Here is a 22,914-nt window from a genome sequence, read left to right on the forward strand (position 1 = left end):
ATTATCTGGCATTTAAGTTCAATGTATAAATCCATACCGCTAATCGCCCTTGCATTGAATGCCAGCGCTTGCTCCCAATTAATCCCAAATAAGGAACACAATATGATCAACGATGCACCGTCAATAACTGAGCTTGTGGAAAAGCTCGGGCTTGAGCCTCATGTAGAAGGAGGCTATTTCAAACAAACCTTTAAAGCGGTTGATGGTCACGTTATTAAAACGATTAATGGCGATAGAGTGACAATGACGTCCATCTATTATCTACTAACAGCAAAATCGCCAATTGGTCATTTTCATGTTAATACCTCTGACATCATGCATTATTTTCATGCGGGTGATCCCATAACCTATTATTTAATCCATCCAAATGGCGATCTAGAAACGGTCGTATTAGGTCCAGATGTGATGGCCGGTCAAAAATTCCAATTAGTGGTTAAAGGCGGCGTTTGGAAAGCGTCGAGTATTAGCAAAGAAGGTGTTTATGGATACGGTTTGATTGGCGAAGCTGTGTCACCAGGATTTGAATATACCGATATGCAACTCGGGAAAACGCAATCGTTAGTAAAACGCTTTCCGCAACATCGAAAGCTCATTGAAAAAATGACACGCTAACACTGCGTCTTAATCCGTGTTGTTAGCGAATTCATCAATTTTAGCTAACCAGTAGCGCTTTTTTGACTCATCTAAAAAGCTGGCTTTAAAGCTATTTTTTACCAATTGGATTAATTGTGCTGGGGTTAAATCAAAGGCTTGATGTAACGCCAAAAAGTTCTCATTCAGATAACCACCGAAGTAGCTGGGATCATCAGAATTAACCGTTACTAATATATCACGCTCAAGCATAGATAAAATATTATGCTGTGTCATATCGTCAAACACACACAGTTTTGTGTTTGACAATGGACACACCGTTAATGGCATTTGTTTGTTGATCAAGGTTTGTACTAATTCAGGGTCTTCAATACTTCTCACCCCATGATCGATTCTATCTACCTGTAATTCATTTAATGCTTCCCAGATGTACTCCGGAGGACCTTCTTCTCCAGCATGAGCAACCAGTTTGAGCCCCTTCTTGGCCGCTTGTGCGTAAACCGATTTAAATTTAGTTGGTGGGTGATTTAATTCAGAACTATCAAGGCCCACAGCAGTGACTTGATGTAAATACGGCTGTGCCTGAACAAAGGTATCAATCGCATCTTGTTCGGGTAGGTGACGTAAAAATGATAATATCAACTGGCTAGATTGGCCCCATTGTTGATAAGCAACTTCCATTGCACGTAAAAACCCGGGCATGAAGATGTCAAAGCCAATCCCTCTGTGAGTGTGAGTTTGTGGGTCAAACATTATCTCAGTATGCACGATGTTTTGCGCTCTGCACTGGCATAAATACTGCCACATAAGTTGATAAAAATCCTGTTCATCAATCAACACTGATGCGCCTAAATAATACAGATCCAAAAAACTTTGTAAGTCTTCGAACTGATATGCTTTTCTCACTTGCTCAATCGATTTGTACGGTAAATCAACCTGATGTTTTTGCGCCAGATGCATCATCAGCTCAGGTTCAAGACTACCTTCGATATGTAAATGCAATTCCGCTTTTGGAAGAGATTGGATTAGAGATTCGATTGACATTAACTACCCTTAGTTTCGTATATATCAGACGGTATTGGAAATTCGGTTAGCCAGTGCCGCGCAATCTGCTCTCGGGTACAACACCAAACATGTTCAAATTGTTGGATATAGTCGATGAACTTCTGAAGCCCTGCAATTCTGGCTGGTCGCCCAATTAAGCGACAATGCAAGCCAATTGATAACATTTTGGGCTGTGTTTCGCCTTCTTTATATAACACGTCAAATGCATCTTTAAGATAAGTGTAAAAATGATCTGCGGTGTTAAAGCCTTGATTGGTGGCAAAGCGCATGTCATTGGTATCCAAAGTGTAGGGCACCATTAACAGTGGCTTTTGGTAATGACAGTCGTAATAGGGTAAATCATCTGCGTAAGAGTCTGCACAATACAAAATATCATCTCGTTGTGATAACAAATCCAACGTATTAGGACTGGTTCTGCCGGTATACCATCCAAGCGGTTTGCTACCGGTTATTTGCTGATGCAAATCTATGCTGTCTTGGATCAGTTTTCGCTCTTGCTCTTTTGGCATGTCCTGATACTGAATCCATCGCATCGCATGACTGGCTATTTCCCAGTTTGATTCCAGCATTGCACTAACGGCCTCGGGGTTACGTTGCATGGCCATTGTCACGCCAAATACAGTCACCGGTATGTCATGTTGTTCAAACAAACGGTGAATACGCCAAAATCCGGCTCGACTGCCGTATTCATAAAGTGATTCCATACTCATGTGGCGATCATTGAATGCTTGCGCACCGATGATCTCCGACAAGAAGGTTTCAGAGTGGCTATCACCATGCAAAATATTATTTTCGCCACCCTCTTCGTAATTCACCACAAACTGAACCGCTATCCTTGCCTTATTCGGCCAGTTAGGATTTGGGGCTTGGCGTCCGTAGCCTTTCATGTCACGTGGGTAATCTTGCATCGTTGTCACCTTTAACTGGCCAAGTAACTGGCAGGGACTTTCAGCCCACAGCCCTTTAATATCAGGGAAATTAATGACTTGGTTGCTTTTTGGTATTCTACTCGACCCATTTCCTGTCCTTGTAGTTGAGTAATTTGGGCCGCAAAATCGGCATAATGTTGACAGCAAGCCCATATGTGGAACAACAGGTAGTGTGCATTGTCGGTATCTATTTTTTTCTGATCAATCCAACTTTGGACTAATTCAACCCTTCCCTTCATCCAATTAACCTGTTGCTCTTTAAAAAAGCCAGTCAGATTTGGTGCGCCATTAATGATTTCCAACGCGAAAATCCGCGACGCTTCAGGTCGAGTTAAAGAAAATTCCATTTTTTCGGTAATATAACGAGCCAAAACTTCAGCTGGATCGTCGTCGCTGGTGGCTTTATCAAACGTTGAGTTCCATAAATCTAAAATTTGTTCCAACACGGCAAAATAGAGATTTTCTTTAGACTTAAAGTAGTACAGCACATTTGTTTTCGGCAATCCGGCACGATCTGCTACTTGTTGAATACGGGTTCCTTTAAATCCATTTTTGGCAAATTCGTGTTCCGCGGCAGTCAGTATGATTTGCTTGTTAGCAGCCCCCACTCGGCCTTCTTTAGTGGTTTTATTTTGCGTCATTTTCCATTATTTCTATTAAGTGAGTACATTAACCCGCTAAGGGAGACTAAAATTAACTGTATAGATGATAAGAAACCAATTAATTAACAACAATGTACCATGTGTTTTTTTGCTTTTCTAAGACACATTGACAGTATTTCTTAAAAACTACCCATTAAACGCCTAATTAAGTTGACCATTTGGTCTAGTTTTATATTATAGGCACGGGCAGCAGTGGAAGACAATCTTAGGTTGGCTGTAAATACACGGTTGTAGTACCACCTGAAAACCATCTAAATTTAGAATCGTACTTTTGACTAGGAAATTTAATGATCCGTTTCTTATTAAACGATCGCATCACAGAAATTGAATCTGCTGCCAGTGACCTCACTGTACTGGAATATTTGCGAGATGATAAAGGCTTGTGCGGTACCAAAGAAGGCTGTGCTTCTGGAGACTGCGGTGCGTGCACGGTTTCACTAGTACAACTTACCAAAAGCGATGATGCTCTGAGCTATAAATCAATCAATAGCTGCGTCACCTTTTTAAGCACATTACACGGCAAGCAACTCATTACCGTTGAACATCTCGCTGTTAATGAGGATCTTCATCCTGTACAACAAGCTATGGTTGACTATCACGCCTCGCAATGCGGTTTTTGTACACCTGGTTTTGTTATGTCACTCTTCACTTTTTATCATCAAAACACAGAAACGAATCATCAAAATATAGAGTCAGCCTTATCTGGTAATTTATGTCGCTGTACAGGCTATCGGCCGATTATTGATGCCGCGATGCATAGCTGCTCGCATAGAACAGCAGACCAATTTGATGATAGAAAACAGCAAACCATTTCCCAGTTAGTCCAACTGAAAGACGGAACTGCAGGACTAAAGGGGCTTTTTGTACCACGTTCTGCTCAAGAATTAGCACAGTTATTGGTTGAACATCCAGACGCGCGGTTATTTTCAGGTAGCACAGATCTTGCTCTTGAAACAACGCAACAATTAAAAGATCTGCCCTGTTTGATCGATTTAAAAGGTATTAAAGAACTTAACCAAATTGGTATTGAAGATAATTACCTCAGCATTGGAGCGGCATTACCTTTTAGCGAAATCGAGTCTTTATTATTAATGCACTTTGCGCCTTTAAAGGAACTGTTGTGGCGTTTTGCTTCAGTGCCGATCCGTAATCAAGCGAGCTTAGGTGGAAACGTAGCCAACGCCTCACCTATCGGTGATATGCCCCCGGTGTTATTAGCCTTACAAGCACAGATAGTGACTGACAACGGTAATACTCAACGAATGATAGCCGCGGCTGACTTCTTTACCGGATATCGACGCACAGCATTACAACCGAATGAGTGGATCAGGGCCATACGTTTACCACTACTCACTCAAAATCACATTTTGCGAGCTTACAAAGTTTCTAAACGATTTGAAGATGACATATCCGCAGTCTGCGCTGTATTCTGTTTGAGGCTAAATAACCACATAATCGAGGCTGTTAACAGCGGTTTCGGCGGAGTTGCCGCCACACCCGTGTCGGCAATTGAATTGCAAAGCGCCCTGCTCGGTTTGGATTGGCGATTATCCAGCACCAAAGAAAAAGGTGCTGAAGTATTACGACACGCATTTGAGCCTATCGATGACGTTAGAGCATCTGCACACTACCGAAAGCAAATCATTGAAAATCTTTGGCATCGTTATTGGTTAGAAACCAACAATGAAGAATCCAAGATAGAAACCCGAGTAATTCACTATGCGTAAACTTATTCAACCCGCAGGGTCAAATACTCAGGGCTCAACCGTTGGCAAAAGTCGGATCCATGAGAGTGCCATCAGACATGTGACTGGCAGTGCACAATATGTTGATGATCAGGTATTACCACTAAACACCGCCTACGCAGCCGTCGGTATCAGTGAACACACAAAAGGTGACATCAATTCGATTGACCTTGATGACGTACGATCTAGTGAAGGTGTTATTGATGTCATCACCATTGATGACGTACCAGGGCATACCGATATTGCGCCAGTATTTACCGGCGACCCGGTGTTAGCAGACAAACGCATTGTCTTTCACGGCCAGCCCGTTTTCGCAGTCTTAGCAACGTCAGTAAGATTGGCAAGACAAGCAGCGCAGAAAGCCACAATTAATATTTCACCGCAACAACCTGTGTTATCAACAGATAGTGCCCATGAGGCAGAAGAGTTTGTCAGACCTGCGCATACCATGCAACGAGGGGACGCTAATAAAACCCTGTCCCAAGCATCGCAGCGGATACAAGGTGAAATTGCGATTGGTGGTCAAGAGCATATGTATCTTGAAGGTCAAGTATCGGTTGCCGTGCCCCAAGAGCAAGATCGTATGCTTATCTACACATCAAGTCAGCACCCAAGTGAAGTGCAAAAGCTCGTTGCAGAAGTATTAGGTATTAAGTTACACAAGGTGACCGTTGATATGCGGCGCATGGGTGGCGGGTTTGGCGGTAAAGAAACCCAAGCTGCGCAATGGGCCTGCATTGCAGCCCTGCTTGCCGCGCGCAATCGTATTGCAGTAAAGATCCGCCTACCACGGATGCAAGATATGATGGTTACCGGTAAACGCCATCCATTTTTAAACCGGTTTGATGTGAGCTTTAATCAACACGGTCGCATTACCGCTACCAATATTCAAATTAATGGTGATTGTGGTCACTCAGCCGATCTGTCTGATGCCATAGTCGATCGTGCTATGTTTCATGCCGATAACAGTTACCATCTCGGTGACTGTCATATTGTTGGTCACCGCTGTCGCACGAACACCGTGTCACACACTGCATTTCGCGGTTTTGGTGGCCCACAAGGTATGATGGTTGCCGAGGCAATGATTGAGAAAATTGCCCGCAGATTAGACCTTGACCCATTAGCGGTACGAAAAATCAATTTTTATGATAATGAAGAACGCAACTTCACCCAATATGGGATGAAAATAGAACACAATATTCTACCCGATTTAGTCGCTCGCTTAGAGACCAGTTCGGATTATTGGGCTCGGCGTGAAGCAATCACGCAATACAATAAAAACAGCCCAGTGTTGAAAAAAGGCTTGGCATTAACCCCTGTCAAGTTTGGTATTTCATTTACCGCAAAACATCTCAATCAAGCTGGCGCTCTAGTGCATGTGTATACCGACGGCAGTGTTCAGGTTAATCACGGTGGTACCGAGATGGGTCAAGGCCTTCACACTAAAATTGGTCAAATTGCAGCCAATGAATTTGGGATCAGTTTGGATGATATTGAAGTTACCGCGACGCGTACCGATAAAGTGCCAAACACCTCTCCTACTGCAGCTTCCAGCGGCACCGACATCAATGGTAAAGCCGTTCAAAATGCCTGTATCGAGATCCGTAATCGTTTGAGTGAATTCTACTTAAAGAGTTTGGGATTAAGTAAAGATTTGCTTACCGATGTGGTGTTTAATCATCATCAAGTTAGCATTGAAAATCATCAAATTAGTTTTCTAGAACTCGTACAGCAAGCGTACATTGGGCGTGTGTCGCTATCGACAAGCGGCTTTTATAAAACACCTAAAATCCATTATGACCGCGCAACCGGCAAAGGCCGTCCATTTTTCTATTTTGCCTATGGCGCTTCGTGCAGCGAAGTCACAGTCGATACGCTGACGGGCGAATGCATGGTTGAACGTGTAGATATTTTGCATGATGTTGGCACCAGCTTAAATCCGGCGATTGATATTGGTCAAATTGAAGGTGGATTTATTCAAGGCATGGGATGGCTCACCAATGAAGACCTTCGCTGGGATGACAAAGGGCGCTTGATCAGCAACAACCCAGCAACCTACAAAATACCAGCGGTAGGTGATACGCCCAAAATATTTAATGTTGAGTTGTATCCAGATCCTAACCCTGAAGACAGCATATATCACTCTAAAGCAGTGGGTGAGCCACCACTGATGTTAGCGATGTCGGTGTGGTGTGCTATCAAAGACAGCATATCGAGTTTGTCTGAATATCGATTAGACGCTGATCTCCCTGCTCCCGCCACAGCAGAAAATATATTGATGGCATGCAACAAGATACGCCGTGCTTTGGAGAGCCAATAATGCAATCGCACAACTGGTATGAAGGGATAGATTTTTGCCAAACCCATGGCAAAGCCTATATATTGCTGACAGTCATGGGGTCTGTAGGCTCAACTCCCAGAGCAGCAGGCACCAAAATGGTGGTAACTGATGATCGAACCTTTGACACCATTGGTGGTGGCCATTTAGAACATGCAGCGATTAAACAAGCACGGGCAATGCTATCAAGAGGTGAAACCCATCAACACGTTGAGCACTTCCCACTTGGTGCTAAATTGGCACAATGTTGCGGCGGTGCTACTCATGTTTTGTTTGAACCCATTAACATAAAGGTGCCGGTCCTGGCGATCTTTGGTGCTGGTCATGTTGCCAAAGCGTTACTGCCAATCGTAAGCCAGCTACCAGTGTCGATAAAATGGGTAGATAACCGTGCAGAGCAATTTGACGGTGTCGTTAGTTCACCTTCAGTGGAAATTATCATTGAAGAGGAACCTGTGGATGTTATTACGCAAATTGATAGATTAAGTCATATGCTCGTTATGACTCATAATCACCAGCTCGATTTCGATCTAGTGGTAGCGGGGCTAGCGCAGCCCAATATAAACTATTTAGGACTGATAGGCTCACAGACAAAAGCCAGACGTTTTGTAAATCGATTAGCTAAGCGAAATATTTGCGACAAGCAGATGGATAAGTTGGTATGTCCGGTTGGCTTATTAGACGTCACAGGTAAAAGACCCATTGAAGTTGCCGTATCCATTGCCGGTCAGTTAATTCAACAATTCAATGCTAATCAGCCCAGCCAGAGTTCAAACAAACAACAGCGGATCAATTGGCAACAAACCAAGGAAATTATTGAGTTTTTATGAAATTAGAACAACTAAATCAGCTTGATGATGCCTCAGCCCAAGATTGGTTTTCAAAGTGTTGTGCAGCGTCTCAGTGGACACACATGATGTCGGCTAAAAGGCCATACAGTTCAGTTGAACAGATTGAAGATTATACTCGCAAAATCTGGCCTGACTTAACAGAAAAGGACTATCGACAAGCATTCGAAGCGCATCCAATGATTGGTGATATCAACTCGTTAAAAAAGAAGTTCGCCTCAACCAGTGGACTTGCTCAGCAAGAGCAATCTGGCGCGGTGGGCGCGGAGCCGTCGGTGTTACAGCGCCTTAGTCAGCTCAACCATGAATACTTAGCTAAAAATGGTTTTATCTTTATCATTTGTGCCACCGGTCTAAGCGCACAGCAGATGTTAACCGAACTAGAGTTGCGAATTGCCAATAGCACTGAACAAGAGATAGCCATTGCCGCTGGGCAACAACTAAAAATTACGTTACTGCGAATTCGAAAGAATTTAGCCTCTTAAATAGGATTATGAATCAGTGAATAACACTAACGCCATCAGCTTGTCGAGCCATGTACTAGATACAGCTAAAGGCACGCCAGCAGCAAACATGCCCATTGAACTGACCTGTCCAAACGGTGATAAGGTATCTGTGACTACCGATTCTGACGGACGCTGCAAAGACTGGCAGCAAACAGAGTTTGTAGCCGGAACTTACCAGATGCGCTTTCACACCAAACAATATCTGTTAGAAAAGCACAGCGGTGGTTTTTATCCTTTTGTTGATGTGCATTTCGATATCGTTGAGGATGGTGGTCATTACCACGTGCCTTTATTAATCTCGCCCTATGGTTTTAGCAGTTACCGTGGAAGCTAACTCGACTATGCAGCAACAAGTGAATGTTTACCGTGCCAGTTTACTGGATTTTCCAGCGCCTACCAGCAACCCGAGTTCAGACTTTCGATATATTCAGGATGGATTACTGGTAACGCGTAACTCAAAAATCGTTGATATTGGCTCTTACAACAACCTTATTAGTTCGTATAAATCTCATACTATCAGTGATTTAAGAGGTAAACTGATAATACCGGGATTGATTGATAGCCATTTGCATTTTCCACAGACCGAAATGCTCGCAAGTTATGGTGAACAATTATTAGAATGGTTAAATAACTACACTTTCCCAACCGAAGCGAAGTTTGCAGATGACGACTATGCGACCAAAATTGCCTCCATATTTTTGCACCAATTAGTCAGCAACGGCACGACCACCGGCATGGTTTTTTCCACTGTGCACAAATCAGCAGCAGATGCCTTGTTTAATGCGGCATCAAAGCTCAACATGTGTTTGATTGCGGGCAAAGTGTGCATGGACAGGCATTGTCCAGTAGAACTGCAAGACAGCCCTGCCTTGGCCCAGCAACACAGTGCCGAACTCATTGAAAGCTGGCATGGTAAAGGTCGCCTTGCTTACGCGTTGACACCTCGTTTTGCCCCGACCAGTTCTGAACAGCAACTTGCGGCACTGGGCGAACTCGCTAAACAATATCCCGATGTTTACATACAGACGCACCTATCAGAAAATCTAAACGAAATAGAATGGGTCAGGCAGCTCTTTCCAAAACACCGTAGTTATTTAGACGTGTACGACCAATATGGCTTAGTTCGCAAGGGCAGCGTGTTCGGGCATTGCCTACATTTGCAAGATGAAGAATGGCGACGACTTAAATCCGCCCAAGCAACTATCGCCTTTTGTCCGTCTTCAAATTTATTTTTAGGTAGCGGGCTGTTTGAATTAGAAAAGGCCAGACAGCATGGTATCAATGTATCCCTAGCCTCAGATGTCGGCGCAGGCACCAGTTTCAACATGTTACGCACCATGGGTGATGCGTACAAAGTATGTCAATTGAAACACAACCCATTATGCCCTTTAGAAGGTTTGTACATGATGACCCAAGGGGCAGCGTGTAATCTAGGGTTAGAGCATACTATCGGCAATTTAAATACGGGTACTGATGCCGATTTTGTGGTGCTCGATCCCGCTTTCAATGAACTTAGCGCCCTAAGAACTCAACATTTGATCGAAGAACGCACCATCAGCGCGCCGCAAGACGTTTTATTTGCGTTAAGCATGCTGGCAGATGAGCGCACTATTTTTCAGACTTATATCGCTGGGAACTGTGTTCACCAAGTTAACAAGGAACTCAATTAAAATGTGGTTTGATTGGTTATCGTTATTTTTACGTTGGTTTCATGTCATCGCAGGCGTGGCCTGGATCGGCGCCTCCTTTTATTTCATTTGGCTTGACAACAATTTACAAACGCCGCCCGATTGGAAAGATAAAAAGGGGATAAAAGGTGATTTGTGGGCTGTCCACGGTGGTGGTTTTTACGAGGTCGCCAAGTACAAATACGGTCCGGAGAAACTCCCCGAGACTTTACATTGGTTTAAATGGGAAGCCTATACCACTTGGATCAGTGGCTTTTGCTTATTGGTATTGGTCTATTATTTTGGTGCATCGGCGTATTTAATAGACAATAACGTGATGGAACTTGCCCCTGGCAGTGCAATTGGTCTGGGACTTGCGCTGATATTTGGAGGGCTAGCGTTATACGAAATCGCCTGTCGAAGCCCATTAGGCCGTCATCCAAAACTATTTGCAGTGGTATTTTTGATTGGTATCTCAATCGCCACTTGGTTGGCGACTCAGTGGTTTAGTGGCCGAGGCGCTTTTATTCACATTGGTGCACTTATTGGTACCATAATGGCTGGCAACGTGTTACTGCAAATAATGCCATCACAACGGGCAATGGTGAATGCGGTGGAGAAACAACTGCCTGTGGATCCGAGTTGGGGTGAAAAAGCCAAGTTGCGTTCAGTACACAACAACTATCTGACATTGCCGGTATTATTTATCATGATCAGTAATCACTATCCAATGACCTATCAACATCCCAATAGTTGGTTAATATTGATCCTCATCGGCATAGTGTCAGCTTGGATACGCCACTTTTTTAATTTACGACACCTAGGTCAAACCAAACCGGCTATTTTAGTATCGGCTAGCATTGCCATGCTGGCTATCGCCATCTGGGTATCTAATCCTGATCTGCTTCGTGATAATACCGACGTACCTGCTGAGCAACAGGCAGAGCGCATAGTACCAACCGATGCGCGAATTCAACAACTTATCACCACGCATTGCGTGTCATGTCATGCCAGTGAGCCAACTGATGAAATGTTCAAAGTCGCCCCTATGGGTTTGGTGTTTGATGCTTGGCAGGACATCCAAAGTAAAGCGGGCTTCATTTATCAGCGAACATCAATTAGTAAAGATATGCCCTTTTTGAACAAAACCAAGATGACTGACGCCGAGCGCGAAGAAATCGCCAACTGGTATTTGCTTGCACCGAATTAATGGCCGATTTAATAAAGAAATACTAAAAGAGCCTAAAAACGTGTTTTGACATTGCTAAGATACCGCAACAATGCGGTATCTTATTTAAAGCACTCGTGGGCAGTGTTCCAGTCAGTCCTTACTGGAATTGTTCCAGCAGAATTTTATTCCCCGTGCGCGCTTGTTGTTCTACCTGCTCTAATAACTTAGGTTTTTCACCGGTCATTTGCCACGTTCCCAACAAAATCGGAATATTACCAATCCCGTTGAGCTGATCAAAAAACCTTTTAAGCTCAAATTCAATGCCCTGCTCTTCATAAGACTTCGCTATTTGTGCAAGGGCACTATCGAGCATGCTTTTACCGGTAACATAACTGGTGCCGTAACCGGGTTGTCTTAAATAGAAATGTTGCTCGAAGATCAATAATTCAGGTTCGGTTTTCATCCAGCCTCGCGGTGTCCAATCCATATGAATTTGTCCAGCACCTTCCATCGTCATTTGATTGGCATGAGCATACAAAGAACCTAATCCCCTCGCCGCCCTTTGCGCTAGCATGATCCACACAATTTCTCTGGCTCTGGGGTTATGATCATATAAGCCTGCATGCATAAAGATCTCTTCTACTGCGGTGGCCGTGCCCTCGTTGCGAGTATCAAAGATGTTGTATAGCAATGGTCCCCTGCGTATCAGGCTTTTATTCGGTGCTGACTCCATACGTGCTAACTCAAACCAATGATAGAAATGGGAAAACAACGGTGTGGGATCGAGATGACTGCCAATATAGAAAAAATGACGAGTGGCTTCTGGAACATACTCGCCTATATGTCGATCCAAAGCAGGCTTAAAATAATCTGCTACCGTGACAATATTCTGTTCATCGAGGAATTTTAAAAAGTAGTCCGCCGAGCGTCTTGCTAATGCTTGGTATTCATTATCATCTTTTACCGAAACCAGCTTTGGTAATGCACGATTTCGATGCTCCTCTAACTTTAATGAAGACCAGGCTCTGTCTAACTCCCGAGACAATAGTCTCACTTCATCTTGCCATGACATAGGTAGCAAATGTACATGTTGTTGATACCAGGTGTACTGCTGCATGCCGATGCCAGAGGGGCCTGTTTTCGTTGAGGCTTGCTGTGTTAGCCATTGAGTAAACCCGTTAGTCGCCTCTATTGCTGCTGCCAGTGTATTTATCAACGATGCATTCTTTGTTTGCTCTATTGACTCGGAAATATCTCTTAATGCGGTTGATTGTGCTTTGATGTCACGAATTCCCGCCACCCACAATTCCTTCGCGTTACCGGTTAAATTTTGTCTAGCTTGAGTCAACAGAGGTGGAATAACGCTCAGATCCTGATTTAAACGATGTTGCTCTTCATCGGTTAACGGAAAAGTATAAGTCCATAATTCCGTTAAGCCATGATGAGCGGGCCCCTCATGCGCTGGCACATCACTTTGATACGTCCACACTGACTTATAAAATGCAGGGTCTCGTTGCCAGGGTTTAAGCACGTATTGATTGAAATCATAACCATTCATCTCCGCTAACACTAAGTACCAGTCAATTTGCTGAGCAATACTCCAGTCAGATATCTGCATCGCTAGTAGAGTCTGATTTAACGAATTGAACTTGGCTCGCCTTTGTTTAAAGGTTTGCTCTCGATAATCGGGCGCACCTTGATACAAAGGTGGCGATTCAAACGTTCGCCATTGTTTAAATAGGTTTTCAAGTTCGGAATAGTGAGAACTCGCTGTGGCTGAATAACTTAAGGAGGTTGCTAATAGAATGAATAACCAGCGTATCAATATGCTCATAATTTCTTCCTTGCAGTAATGGTTTAGGGAGTTTAACAGTAATATTAAATGTTTAAGGATATTAAGATAAAAATTAAGCGACCTAAAGTCAGATACAGCGCTATGTAATAAATTTTTTCTAAACTCTTAGTTAGTCTGATTAGCACAAATTACAAACTACACCTACACTGTATTTGCACTGGTTGATTTATGAACAATAAATTGATTTGTATGCAGATTTAACAGCAATTCAAAATTCCATTATAAGAATTGTAGTTCTGCTGGTAGCTAACCTTAATAAAATATGCACACTTTTGATTTATCAAAAGTGTCGATAATAGACAAGGAACAGGCATGGGAATTGCCATCGCGTTGGTCTTGATCGTAATTGGATCAATTGTTTTTCATTTCATTTCCCCCTGGGTGATGACGCCAATTGCGTCTAACTGGGGATCTATCGATGACACAATGCTGATCACTCTGATCATCACTGGAATTGTGTTTATTGCCATCAATTTTTTCATCGCCTTTGCAGTGATCAAATATCGACATGACAAAAACCGTAAAGCCAAATATGAACCAGAGAACAAGAAGCTCGAAGTATGGCTTACGGTAATAACCAGTATTGGTATTATAGCCATGTTAGCGCCGGGTCTAGTGGTGTATTCCGATGTAGTTACCGTACCTGATGATGCCATAACCGTCGAAGTAGTAGGCCAGCAGTGGAGCTGGAGTTTCCGCTATCCAGGCGAAGATCAACAACTCGGCAAATCTGCCATTGAATATATTAGTATCGACAATCCATTTGGTGTCGACCCTTTAGACCCAGCCGGTCAAGATGACATTTTAGTGCTAAACAATCGTTTAATATTACCTCTTGATCAACCAGTACGACTACTGATGCGTTCCAAAGACGTGTTACACGATTTTTATGTCCCCCAATTTAGAGTAAAAATGGATATGGTGCCAGGCACTATGTCTTACATTTGGCTAACCCCCACCAAAATAGGTGAATTCGAAATATTGTGTGCGGAGTTTTGTGGTGTTGGCCATTTCAATATGCGAGGCCATGTCGAAGTTAAAAGTCCAGCTGATTATGCACAATGGCTAACCACCCAAAGTACCTTTGTGGAAACCTTGAGTAAGAACCGCTCAGAGACACTTTCAGTAAGCGCTCAAAGCGGTAAAGAACTGGCTCAAATTAGTGGTTGTTTAGGCTGTCATAATTTCAATGACGCGAGTATTGGGCCAAGTTGGAAAAACCTTTACGGTAAAACGCAAACCATGGTCGATGGAACTCAAGTAATTGTTGATGATGCTTATTTGAAAGAATCCATCATTAATCCTATGGCTAAAATTGTAAAAGGTTATGCCCCCATTATGCCAGTGATGTCACTGGATGATTTACAGACAACCGCAATTATTGATTACATCAAAGAAAAAGGCTCAAGCGACTCGGATAGCACTGAGTCTCAGCCGCTACTCTCTGGTCAAGAGCTTGCTATCAGCAAAGGCTGTACTGCCTGCCACAGTATCGATGGCACTAAATTATTGGGTCCAAGTTGGCAAAATCTATACGGTTCAACACGCAATTTAACCAGTGGTCAGCAAATAAAAGTGGATGACAGTTATTTAATGGAGTCCATTTTTCAACCAAACGCTAATGTAGTGGCAGGCTATCCGCCAGTAATGCCACCGCCCATTATTAATCAACAGGAAGCGCAAGCGATAATCGAATTTATCAAAACGCTATAAGCATCTGATCAGCTGAACCTGACACAATGCGGGGTAGAAGATGAACGATGAAGTAGAACATGACATGCATGAACCGGGAAGTTTCTGGACTAAATATGTATGGAGTCAAGATCACAAAGTTATTGCCATACAGTATTCAGTTATCGCTATTTTAGTTGGCTTAGTTGCATTAGTGCTATCTGGATTAATGCGCCTACAGTTAGGGTTTCCTGGCAGCTTCGACTTTATTGATCCCAGTGCCTATTATCAGTTCGTTACTATGCATGGCATGATCATGGTGATCTACTTACTTACCGCTATCTTTCTTGGTGGCTTTGGCAATTATCTTATCCCCTTGATGGTCGGCGCACGAGACATGGTTTTTCCCTTCGTAAATATGCTCAGCGTGTGGTTTTACTTACTCGCAGTAATTATCCTGATGGCCAGTTTTTTCGTGCCCGGAGGCCCTAGTGGTGCTGGCTGGACCTTGTATCCCCCGCAAGCCATTCTACCCGGAACACCAGGTTCTGATTGGGGGATCATTTTGATGCTGGTGTCACTGGCGGTGTTTATTATTGCCGCGACCATGGGCGGATTAAATTATGTCACTACCGTATTACAGGCACGAACTCGCGGCATGACCTTAATGCGCATGCCTTTGACTATTTGGGGAATTTTCATGGCGACCATTTTGGCATTGTTGGCATTCCCAGCGCTTTTCGTTAGCGCCGTTATGATGCTCTTTGACAAAACCCTAGGTACAAGCTTTTTCATGCCTGCTATTTTATCAATGGGTCAACAGCTAGACCATGAAGGCGGAAGCCCAGTATTGTTTCAACATTTATTCTGGTTTTTTGGTCACCCCGAGGTGTATATAGTCGCCCTGCCCGCGTTTGGTATTGTTTCTGATCTCATCAGCACCCACGCGAGAAAAAACATTTTTGGTTATCGTATGATGGTTTGGGCCATTGTTGGTATTGGTGTATTAAGCTTTGTTGTTTGGGCCCACCATATGTACATCAGTGGTATGAATCCCATGTTTGGTTACTTCTTTGCTACAACGACGCTTATCATCGCCGTCCCCACGGCCATTAAAGTGTACAACTGGGTATTAACTATCTGGCATGGCAATATACGTTTAAACGTCCCTATGTTGTTTGCCCTTGGCTTTGTATCGACCTTTACCATAGGCGGGCTTACTGGCTTGTTTTTAGGCAATGTCGTAGTCGACCTCCCCTTATCCGATACCTATTTTGTGGTCGCCCATTTTCACATGGTAATGGGTGTATCACCGATTTTAGTCGTCTTTGGCGGGATTTATCATTGGTATCCCAAAATGACTGGGAAAATGCTTGATGACACTATGGGAAAACTGCATTTTTGGGGAACATTCTTAGGAACCTACGCGATATATTTCCCGATGCACTATCTTGGTGTTTTAGGCGTACCAAGACGTTATTTTGCCTACGAAAATTATGACTTTATTCCTGATTCTGCCAAAGATCTTAATGCCATGATCTCGGTTATGGCAATTTTTGTTGGTGTAATTCAATTGATTTTTATCTTTAATCTTATTTGGAGTTTATTCAAGGGTAAGCCCGCTGGAGATAATCCTTGGCAAGCGACATCATTGGAATGGCAAACTGAAACCACTCCGCCAGGTCATGGTAATTGGGGGCCACACCTACCAATTTGTTATCGCTGGGCCTATGACTATAGCGTGCCTGGTTATGAACAAGATTTTTTACCGCAGAATGATCCAGGCAAGGAACAGCCAGTCAATGCTGACACCAACCAGTTAAAAGGGGTAGAAGCATGAATATCATCGGCAAGTTAAGAGAAAAACCGTGGGAATCAAACTTATCACCGCAATTGCAATTTAATGATCGAGAGCAAACCCAAAAAGCAGGTTTGCGCTTATTACTGATTGTCATATCGGTGCTTTTTTTCTTGTTTATCGTCGCTTTCTTAATGCGCTCTCAATATCCTGATTGGCAACCCCTTGCAGAACAAGCCAATCATCCTTTATTTGATCGCAGTCAGCTTTGGTTAAATACGCTCTACCTAATTTTAGCCAGTTTTAGTATTCAGTTTGCTAAGCAAAGTTCCAAAAATGCTGACTCAGCTAACTTTAGAATGGCGCTACTCGCAGCAGGCATATTTTCATGCGCTTTTGTCGTTGGTCAACTGCTTTTTTGGCAGGCTTTGCAGGCCAAAGGGTTTTGGGTTAACAACAATCCCGCATTAAGTTTCTTTTATTTGTTTACCGGCTTACACATTGCCCACGTAATTGCAGGAATTGCTACCTGGCTCATGACCTTAGGCTATTCATTCAAAAAAACAACTGAGCAAAACCAAATTAAACTGCAGCATTACGTCGCTTTGTGCGCCACTTATTGGCATTTTTTGTTGGCATTATGGGGCTTGTTATTTTTGTTACTTGTAAGCAAACCTGAAACCTATAATGCCATCGTTGAGTTTTGTGGATTGGGAGCGCCATAATGGGATCACACAACTCAAACCATCAACAGCAAGGATTGTCTGGATTCATCGCAGATTGGTCGGCAGACAAGGAGTCTTTTCACGTTCCTTGGGGAAAAGCCATGATGTGGATTTTCCTGTTAAGCGACACCTTTGTTTTTAGCTGTTTCTTGATTGGTTACATGGTCATGCGTATGTCTGTGGTTGAGCCTTGGCCGAATGCCAGCGAAGTCTTCGCATTAGAAATAGCGGGACACCATATTCCCTTAGTCCTGATTGCAATCATGACATTTATATTGATCACCAGCAGCGGCACCATGGCGATGGCAGTTAACTATGGTTATCGGCGCGATAAAAACAAGACTGCGGTGTTGATGTTAATCACTGCCCTATTAGGAATATCCTTTGTTGGAATGCAAGCATTTGAATGGACCAAGTTAATATCGGAAGGGGTTAGGCCTTGGGGAAATCCTTTTGGTGCGGCCCAGTTTGGCGCAGTGTTTTTTATGGTGACGGGCTTTCACGGACTGCATGTATCCATTGGCGTGATTTATTTACTGATCGTTGCGTACAAGATTTTCAAAGGCCACTACGAAGAAACCGGCAAATACGAAATTGTCGAGATCACGGGTTTGTATTGGCATTTTGTTGATTTGGTATGGGTGTTTATTTTTGCGCTCTTTTACCTCTGGTAATAAGCGCTAAGGAGTCAGGTTATGGCAACAGACACTAAACTACTCGATAAAGAACAAGGGCATCAAGCGCATCCTGTAAGCCTTTACTTAAAAATTTGGCTATTGTTATTTGTGCTAAGTGGGCTTTCTTATGCGGTAGATTATATGCAGTTACAAGGCGTATTACGCTGGACGCTTATTTTGCTATTTATGGCGTTAAAGGCAGGCTTAATTATATCGGTGTTTATGCACATGATGTGGGAAAGAATGGCGCTTATCTGTGCGATATTGCTGCCACCGTTGTGTTTAACAATCTTTATTGGTTTGATGGCGATTGAATCTAATTATACGTTCTTCAGTCGTTTAACGTTTTTCACCTCAACATGAAACATAAAGACTAAACTACAGACGCACACCAGTGGGTTAAACGTCTGTAGTTTGCAATCTTGTAGCTCAAGGGTTTAAGGCAAGGTTTTCATCACTTTCTGGAATTTATCTTGCCCTTGTACGACCCAGCCAGGGGTTGCATCACCATCACCTGCAAATTTCAATCGAGGATGTTTTTGCACAATCTCAGTCAAAATAGATTCTTGCTCTGGAGTTACATCCACAAAAAACACGTGCTTGCCATTTTTTAATAGTTTTTGAAAACGTTTAAATTGATAGTTAGGTACTTGTATGCCAATTAAACCGCCTTCCCAAGTACAGAAGCCTAACAGCACTACCGCTAAAAAGATAAAAGGGATCCAACCAGCTGCTGTAGCATACCAGTCAAACACATAGGCTAATAACAACACCGCGGTTGCACAGATAACACCTACTCCCGCGCCTATTTGCGTTGAGTGAACCACGTCTTGTTTAAGCACCGCTTCTATTGCGTGAAGATGGTGCTTTTCAACCTCGGCATCATTTTCACTAAGCACGTGGATCTGTGGGGTTGCCACACCACGACTTTCAAGTTCCTTCTCTACCGCTTCTAAATCATCTAAATCCGCGCTTATATAATAGTGTCTTTTCATTGCAAGTAGCCTCAGGGCACCACTGTGCCTAACATAGATGTGAACGAAATGTTAATAGTGAGTATAGCAGAAACTACGCAGTGCATTAATTGAACATAAAGAAAAGCTTCTAAGCTATCAATACCCTTTGGTCAATTAACAATATAGTCAATAAAACAGGTAGATAAATGATACTAGCTCGAAAAACATTGCGCGCATTTTCAATGCTATACTTTCGATAAAATTGCACTGAAAGAAAAAGTAATGCCCCCCCTAAAATAAGTGCACTGACCAAAAATAAAGAGTGCCCCAATCCCGCTGCAGGTGCTAATAAGCTGATACTCAATAAGGCTAAACTAAATACTACAATGATGCTGCGAGTCACTTTATCAATTGCTGGATCATCAGGGAGTAATTGATAGCCTCCTTTTTGGTAATCTATTTTGTAGATTGAAGCCAATGCCATAAAGTGCGGTATCTGCCATAAGAACAATACAAACCCTAATACCAGCGCTGGGATTGAAACTGTATTGGTAGCGGCAGACCAGCCCATAATGGGTGGAATTGCACCGGGAATGGCCCCCACTAAAACCGCTGCCGGAGATATTGGTTTGATAGGTGTGTACAGCAGTAAATAGGTGACTAAGGTTAAAACGCCCAGTGCAGAGGTTAATGGGTTGACCAAAAACCAAAGTATCGCGACTCCTACCAACGAACTCATTAATGCCACTGTTAGTGCTTCAAATAAGGAAAGCATACCTGTGGGGAGCGGTCGATTGCGGGTGCGGGCCATTAATCCATCACGTTGACGCTCCCAGCACTGATTTAGCGCATTCGCTCCGAGTGCTGTCAGTAAAGTACCGATAAGAAAACCACTGCATTGCAATAGGTTAAACTCTGACACACCTAATCCATAGCCAATCATGCCAGTAAACAAAACCAGTAAACATAGTCGAAACTTACCCAATTTCAGGTACAAAGATAAACGACTATTGCGCGGATGAAATTTGCTTGTCATTGATGTTCAATTAATTGGTCTAGTTGTATTACAAAGCCTAGAGCAAAGGTCACATTTTCGCGAGTTCAATTAGCAAACCCATAGCCACTAGTAACATGCCAAATCAAGAAAGTACCTTGTAACTAATAAAAACTGCTCTTTCAAATATCAATTAGGTTATTGCGACACCTTAATCAGCTTAGCGTGATGAACTAAGCTGAAAGTTGCTTTGTGGGTGCCTTGTCGGTCAGATTGTTAAGCCAATGCTTGGTTCTCATTCTATAAAAAAACAAGATGGCTTTGGTGATCTCCTCGGAATAGGTGGCCAATACAACCCAATAAACGGGTAACGAAAAGTAAAACGCGGCGGCAAAGGTTAACGGGATACCTAACACCCACATGCCCGAAATATCTATGAGCATGCAATATTTATTATCTCCTCCGGCACGCAAAATCCCCATGGACGCCGTCATATTAAATACTTTAATGCAGGTCCCAAATACGATTAATAGGAAAATATCGTGAGCAATCGACAAGGTTTCAGCGTTAAGTTGATCATAAGGTTTAAAAACAAGCGATTCTAAACCTAGCATTAGCAAAGCTAGCACAAAGGTGACTATGGGTGCACTAATGGCAAAATTTCGTGCTACAAGCCATGCTGATTTAAAGTCATCTTGCCCCAGTCTTTGTCCAACCATTATTGAACATGCTGATGCAAAACCAAAAAAGAAGGAAACCAGTAAACCTTCTAGAGGGGCCATTAAACTCATTACCGCTAACTCTTGGGTTCCTATTCTGCCGAAAATAAGCTGATATACAAAAGTACCAAGTGACCAGACGCCAAAACTCACCATCATAGGCCAAACTAACCTAACTAAATGTCGCCATTGGTCAAGGTTGAATAGCTCACTGCGCACAATGTTACGAGGAAAAATAACGTGGTGAACGGTGTATAAACACCCAATAATCATCATTGCATGGAACACTCTAGCAATAAAAGTAGCCCAAGCTGCCCCTTCCACACCTAACGCTTGAATACCTAAGCCGCCGTTTATTAACCAATAATTGAGAAAGATATTAATGCCAATTGCAATGCTACTTAATAACATTGGAAGCTTTACTTGACCTAAACCACGCATGGCATTTTCAAATATCATCACAATGGTGACAAATAACAAGCTTGGCATAGTAATCCACAAGTATTGTGTGGCTAAATCGATAATTTCGGCATCTGTCGTACCTAGCCCAACGATATGATGTCCGAACATAAAGGTAAGAATACAAACCGGTATCAAGGCAATACCGCCCATAATTAATGTTTTAATCACCACCGCACTGATGCGCGAACTCTTGTTGGCGCCATAATATTGCGCCGCGAGAACCCCAACACCTGATGCTAATCCTGACAAAATGATTAAAACGACAAATTGAATCCGATTACCTAAGCCTACAGACGCAACTGCACTGTCTCCTAAGTGTCCTACCATCATAATGTCACTCATGCCTAGCATGGTGACCAATATACTTTGTAGCGAGATTGGCCATGCCAACTTAACACTTTGCTTAAACGTAGAGGTTTCGTTAATTAACATCAGAATGACAACCTAAATAGTGTGTTCGCTACATTGAATGTTTTGCAAATTATAACGGTTAGGAATTCAATAAACATTCTTGCAAATATCATATATCATGTTTAAAACTATCATTTAGGCAAATATATGTGGCAAGACATACTTAACATTGGCACTGCCTGTAAAGAGGATTTCATAAATTTCGAGTCTTTACCTGGCAAGGGTAATTCTCTCATAGCTTGTGCAGGCGTATCGCAATTAAGAGACCAATATCAAATAGGCAAAACCGGTAAGGGAGAAGTCTTTGATAAACACCCTAGTGAACGCGTGCAAGTGCATTATTTGCTATCAACACACTCCGGAGCAGGCAAACTTACATTGGGTAATGGGCAGCATAAAATATTACCTAATACCTTTACACTATTACCTGCAGGCACGCCCTTTTTGTATGAGTTAGATGGTGATCATTGGGATATGTGCTGGTTATTACTGCATGACTGCCCTGAGTACAAATTTATTCATCAATTACGTGCCGGTGTTTGGCCAAGTGATAACGCTCCATTGTTATATCAAAGCATGTGTCTTGTTCGAGACTTTGGTCATGCCCAAGGGCAATATCAATCGGATATCATGTTAAGACTGATTGAAGTATTACTCTTTCAGATTGAACAAACGTTAGATAAAACACCCGCTATGAACGAACAGCAACAACGTTTCCACGCATTGATCCGTGAGGTTACTAAACAACTACAACTTCCTTGGACGGTCACTTCTCTGGCAAAAAAAATGCATTTATCAGAGCCTCAGTTTTATCGACTATGCAAAAAACTGACGGGCAAAACGCCGATGAAACTACTTACCCATGCGCGACTAGAGTACGCTTGTTACCTGCTACGTTATACCAATTATAATTTGGAACAAATAGCGGATACTGTTGGTTACGCTGACAGTGCAAGCTTTGCTCACCGCTTTAAACAACAATACCAACTTAGCCCTGGAAAATGGCGACTTCAAAAGTTTACAAGTTAGAGGAAGGCGCGATCGCTAATTAGTGCGGTTCAATACTAATAATCTATATAAATCCAATATTTTAATAGCTTGAGTAACTTTGCATAATCTGGTTT

21 protein-coding genes are annotated in these 22,914 nt (G+C 42.8%); 14 read left to right on the forward strand and 7 right to left on the reverse strand.

Going from position 1 to position 22,914, the window contains the following annotated elements; translation table 11 throughout:
* Nucleotides 1-102: 102 nt before the first annotated feature.
* Nucleotides 103-612, forward strand: a complete 510-nt coding sequence (locus ABD036_RS00770; RefSeq protein ID WP_343855663.1) for a cupin domain-containing protein — start codon at nucleotides 103-105, stop codon at nucleotides 610-612.
* Between the two features lie 9 nt (nucleotides 613-621).
* On the opposite strand, the gene ABD036_RS00775 is transcribed toward ABD036_RS00770, so the two are convergent.
* The 3 genes from ABD036_RS00775 to ABD036_RS00785 are packed head-to-tail and all read right to left on the reverse strand — an operon-like array spanning nucleotide 622 to nucleotide 3,226.
* A complete protein-coding gene (locus ABD036_RS00775) occupies nucleotides 622-1,635 on the reverse strand; it encodes an adenosine deaminase (protein ID WP_343855664.1) in 1,014 nt (337 codons plus the stop codon).
* Entirely contained in the window at nucleotides 1,635-2,564 is a 930-nt protein-coding gene (puuE, locus tag ABD036_RS00780; protein ID WP_343855666.1) for an allantoinase PuuE, read from the reverse strand. The genes ABD036_RS00775 and puuE overlap by 1 nt, the downstream gene beginning before the upstream one ends.
* Before the next feature lie 11 nt (nucleotides 2,565-2,575).
* Nucleotides 2,576-3,226 (reverse strand): TetR family transcriptional regulator C-terminal domain-containing protein, encoded by a 651-nt coding sequence (locus tag ABD036_RS00785; RefSeq protein WP_343855667.1) that lies wholly within the window; start codon nucleotides 3,224-3,226, stop codon nucleotides 2,576-2,578.
* 308 nt (nucleotides 3,227-3,534) lie between these two features.
* Here ABD036_RS00785 and xdhA point away from each other — a divergent pair, with 308 nt between their 5' ends.
* The 7 genes from xdhA (at nucleotide 3,535) to ABD036_RS00820 (ending at nucleotide 11,561) form a co-directional block, all read left to right on the forward strand.
* Entirely contained in the window at nucleotides 3,535-4,974 is a 1,440-nt protein-coding gene (xdhA, locus tag ABD036_RS00790; protein WP_343855668.1) for a xanthine dehydrogenase small subunit, read from the forward strand.
* On the forward strand, nucleotides 4,967-7,312 hold the full coding sequence (gene xdhB, locus ABD036_RS00795) for a xanthine dehydrogenase molybdopterin binding subunit (RefSeq protein ID WP_343855669.1): 2,346 nt from the start codon (nucleotides 4,967-4,969) through the stop codon (nucleotides 7,310-7,312). The genes xdhA and xdhB overlap by 8 nt, the downstream gene beginning before the upstream one ends.
* Nucleotides 7,312-8,160, forward strand: coding sequence for a xanthine dehydrogenase accessory protein XdhC (gene xdhC, locus ABD036_RS00800; protein WP_343855670.1), 849 nt, complete (start codon nucleotides 7,312-7,314; stop codon nucleotides 8,158-8,160). Before xdhB ends, xdhC begins: the two co-directional genes overlap by 1 nt.
* Nucleotides 8,157-8,663, forward strand: coding sequence for a 2-oxo-4-hydroxy-4-carboxy-5-ureidoimidazoline decarboxylase (uraD, locus tag ABD036_RS00805; protein ID WP_343855672.1), 507 nt, complete (start codon nucleotides 8,157-8,159; stop codon nucleotides 8,661-8,663). Before xdhC ends, uraD begins: the two co-directional genes overlap by 4 nt.
* Before the next feature lie 88 nt (nucleotides 8,664-8,751).
* On the forward strand, nucleotides 8,752-9,018 hold the full coding sequence (gene uraH, locus ABD036_RS00810) for a hydroxyisourate hydrolase (RefSeq protein WP_343856530.1): 267 nt from the start codon (nucleotides 8,752-8,754) through the stop codon (nucleotides 9,016-9,018).
* A 7-nt stretch (nucleotides 9,019-9,025) separates the two neighbouring features.
* Nucleotides 9,026-10,354 (forward strand): guanine deaminase, encoded by a 1,329-nt coding sequence (gene guaD / locus ABD036_RS00815; RefSeq protein ID WP_343856532.1) that lies wholly within the window; start codon nucleotides 9,026-9,028, stop codon nucleotides 10,352-10,354.
* A 1-nt stretch (nucleotide 10,355) separates the two neighbouring features.
* On the forward strand, nucleotides 10,356-11,561 hold the full coding sequence (locus tag ABD036_RS00820; protein WP_343855674.1) for a urate hydroxylase PuuD: 1,206 nt from the start codon (nucleotides 10,356-10,358) through the stop codon (nucleotides 11,559-11,561).
* Between the two features lie 118 nt (nucleotides 11,562-11,679).
* Here ABD036_RS00820 and ABD036_RS00825 read toward each other — a convergent pair whose 3' ends face one another.
* Entirely contained in the window at nucleotides 11,680-13,356 is a 1,677-nt protein-coding gene (locus ABD036_RS00825) for a hypothetical protein (protein ID WP_343855675.1), read from the reverse strand.
* 333 nt (nucleotides 13,357-13,689) lie between these two features.
* Here ABD036_RS00825 and coxB point away from each other — a divergent pair, with 333 nt between their 5' ends.
* From coxB to ABD036_RS00850, 5 genes are read left to right on the forward strand one after another with little or no spacing between them, the layout of a single operon-like run.
* Nucleotides 13,690-15,090 carry a cytochrome c oxidase subunit II gene (coxB, locus tag ABD036_RS00830; RefSeq protein WP_343855676.1) on the forward strand — a complete coding sequence of 467 codons (1,401 nt, stop codon included), beginning with the start codon at nucleotides 13,690-13,692 and terminating at the stop codon, nucleotides 15,088-15,090.
* Between the two features lie 40 nt (nucleotides 15,091-15,130).
* Entirely contained in the window at nucleotides 15,131-16,888 is a 1,758-nt protein-coding gene (locus tag ABD036_RS00835; protein WP_343855677.1) for a cytochrome c oxidase subunit I, read from the forward strand.
* Nucleotides 16,885-17,571 carry a cytochrome c oxidase subunit 3 gene (locus tag ABD036_RS00840; RefSeq protein WP_343855678.1) on the forward strand — a complete coding sequence of 229 codons (687 nt, stop codon included), beginning with the start codon at nucleotides 16,885-16,887 and terminating at the stop codon, nucleotides 17,569-17,571. The genes ABD036_RS00835 and ABD036_RS00840 overlap by 4 nt, the downstream gene beginning before the upstream one ends.
* The gene (locus tag ABD036_RS00845; RefSeq protein ID WP_343855679.1) at nucleotides 17,571-18,245 is read left to right on the forward strand and encodes a heme-copper oxidase subunit III family protein; all 675 of its coding nucleotides are present in this window, start codon (nucleotides 17,571-17,573) and stop codon (nucleotides 18,243-18,245) included. The genes ABD036_RS00840 and ABD036_RS00845 overlap by 1 nt, the downstream gene beginning before the upstream one ends.
* 21 nt (nucleotides 18,246-18,266) lie before the next feature.
* The gene (locus tag ABD036_RS00850) at nucleotides 18,267-18,611 is read left to right on the forward strand and encodes a cytochrome C oxidase subunit IV family protein (RefSeq protein ID WP_343855680.1); all 345 of its coding nucleotides are present in this window, start codon (nucleotides 18,267-18,269) and stop codon (nucleotides 18,609-18,611) included.
* A 74-nt stretch (nucleotides 18,612-18,685) separates the two neighbouring features.
* Here the strand turns inward: ABD036_RS00850 and ABD036_RS00855 are convergent, their stop codons facing one another.
* The 3 genes from ABD036_RS00855 to ABD036_RS00865 all read right to left on the reverse strand — a co-directional run bounded on the left by ABD036_RS00855 (nucleotide 18,686) and on the right by ABD036_RS00865 (nucleotide 21,811).
* Entirely contained in the window at nucleotides 18,686-19,243 is a 558-nt protein-coding gene (locus ABD036_RS00855) for an alpha/beta hydrolase (RefSeq protein ID WP_343855681.1), read from the reverse strand.
* Nucleotides 19,244-19,352: 109 nt separating this feature from the next.
* On the reverse strand, nucleotides 19,353-20,240 hold the full coding sequence (gene cyoE, locus ABD036_RS00860; RefSeq protein WP_343855682.1) for a heme o synthase: 888 nt from the start codon (nucleotides 20,238-20,240) through the stop codon (nucleotides 19,353-19,355).
* Between the two features lie 191 nt (nucleotides 20,241-20,431).
* On the reverse strand, nucleotides 20,432-21,811 hold the full coding sequence (locus ABD036_RS00865) for an MATE family efflux transporter (RefSeq protein ID WP_343855683.1): 1,380 nt from the start codon (nucleotides 21,809-21,811) through the stop codon (nucleotides 20,432-20,434).
* Nucleotides 21,812-21,937: 126 nt separating this feature from the next.
* Between ABD036_RS00865 and ABD036_RS00870 the strand changes: the two genes are divergently transcribed.
* Entirely contained in the window at nucleotides 21,938-22,819 is an 882-nt protein-coding gene (locus ABD036_RS00870; RefSeq protein WP_343855685.1) for a helix-turn-helix transcriptional regulator, read from the forward strand.
* Nucleotides 22,820-22,914: the final 95 nt, after the last annotated feature.

The organism is Aliiglaciecola litoralis, assembly GCF_039523355.1.
GTDB lineage: Bacteria > Pseudomonadota > Gammaproteobacteria > Enterobacterales > Alteromonadaceae > Aliiglaciecola > Aliiglaciecola litoralis.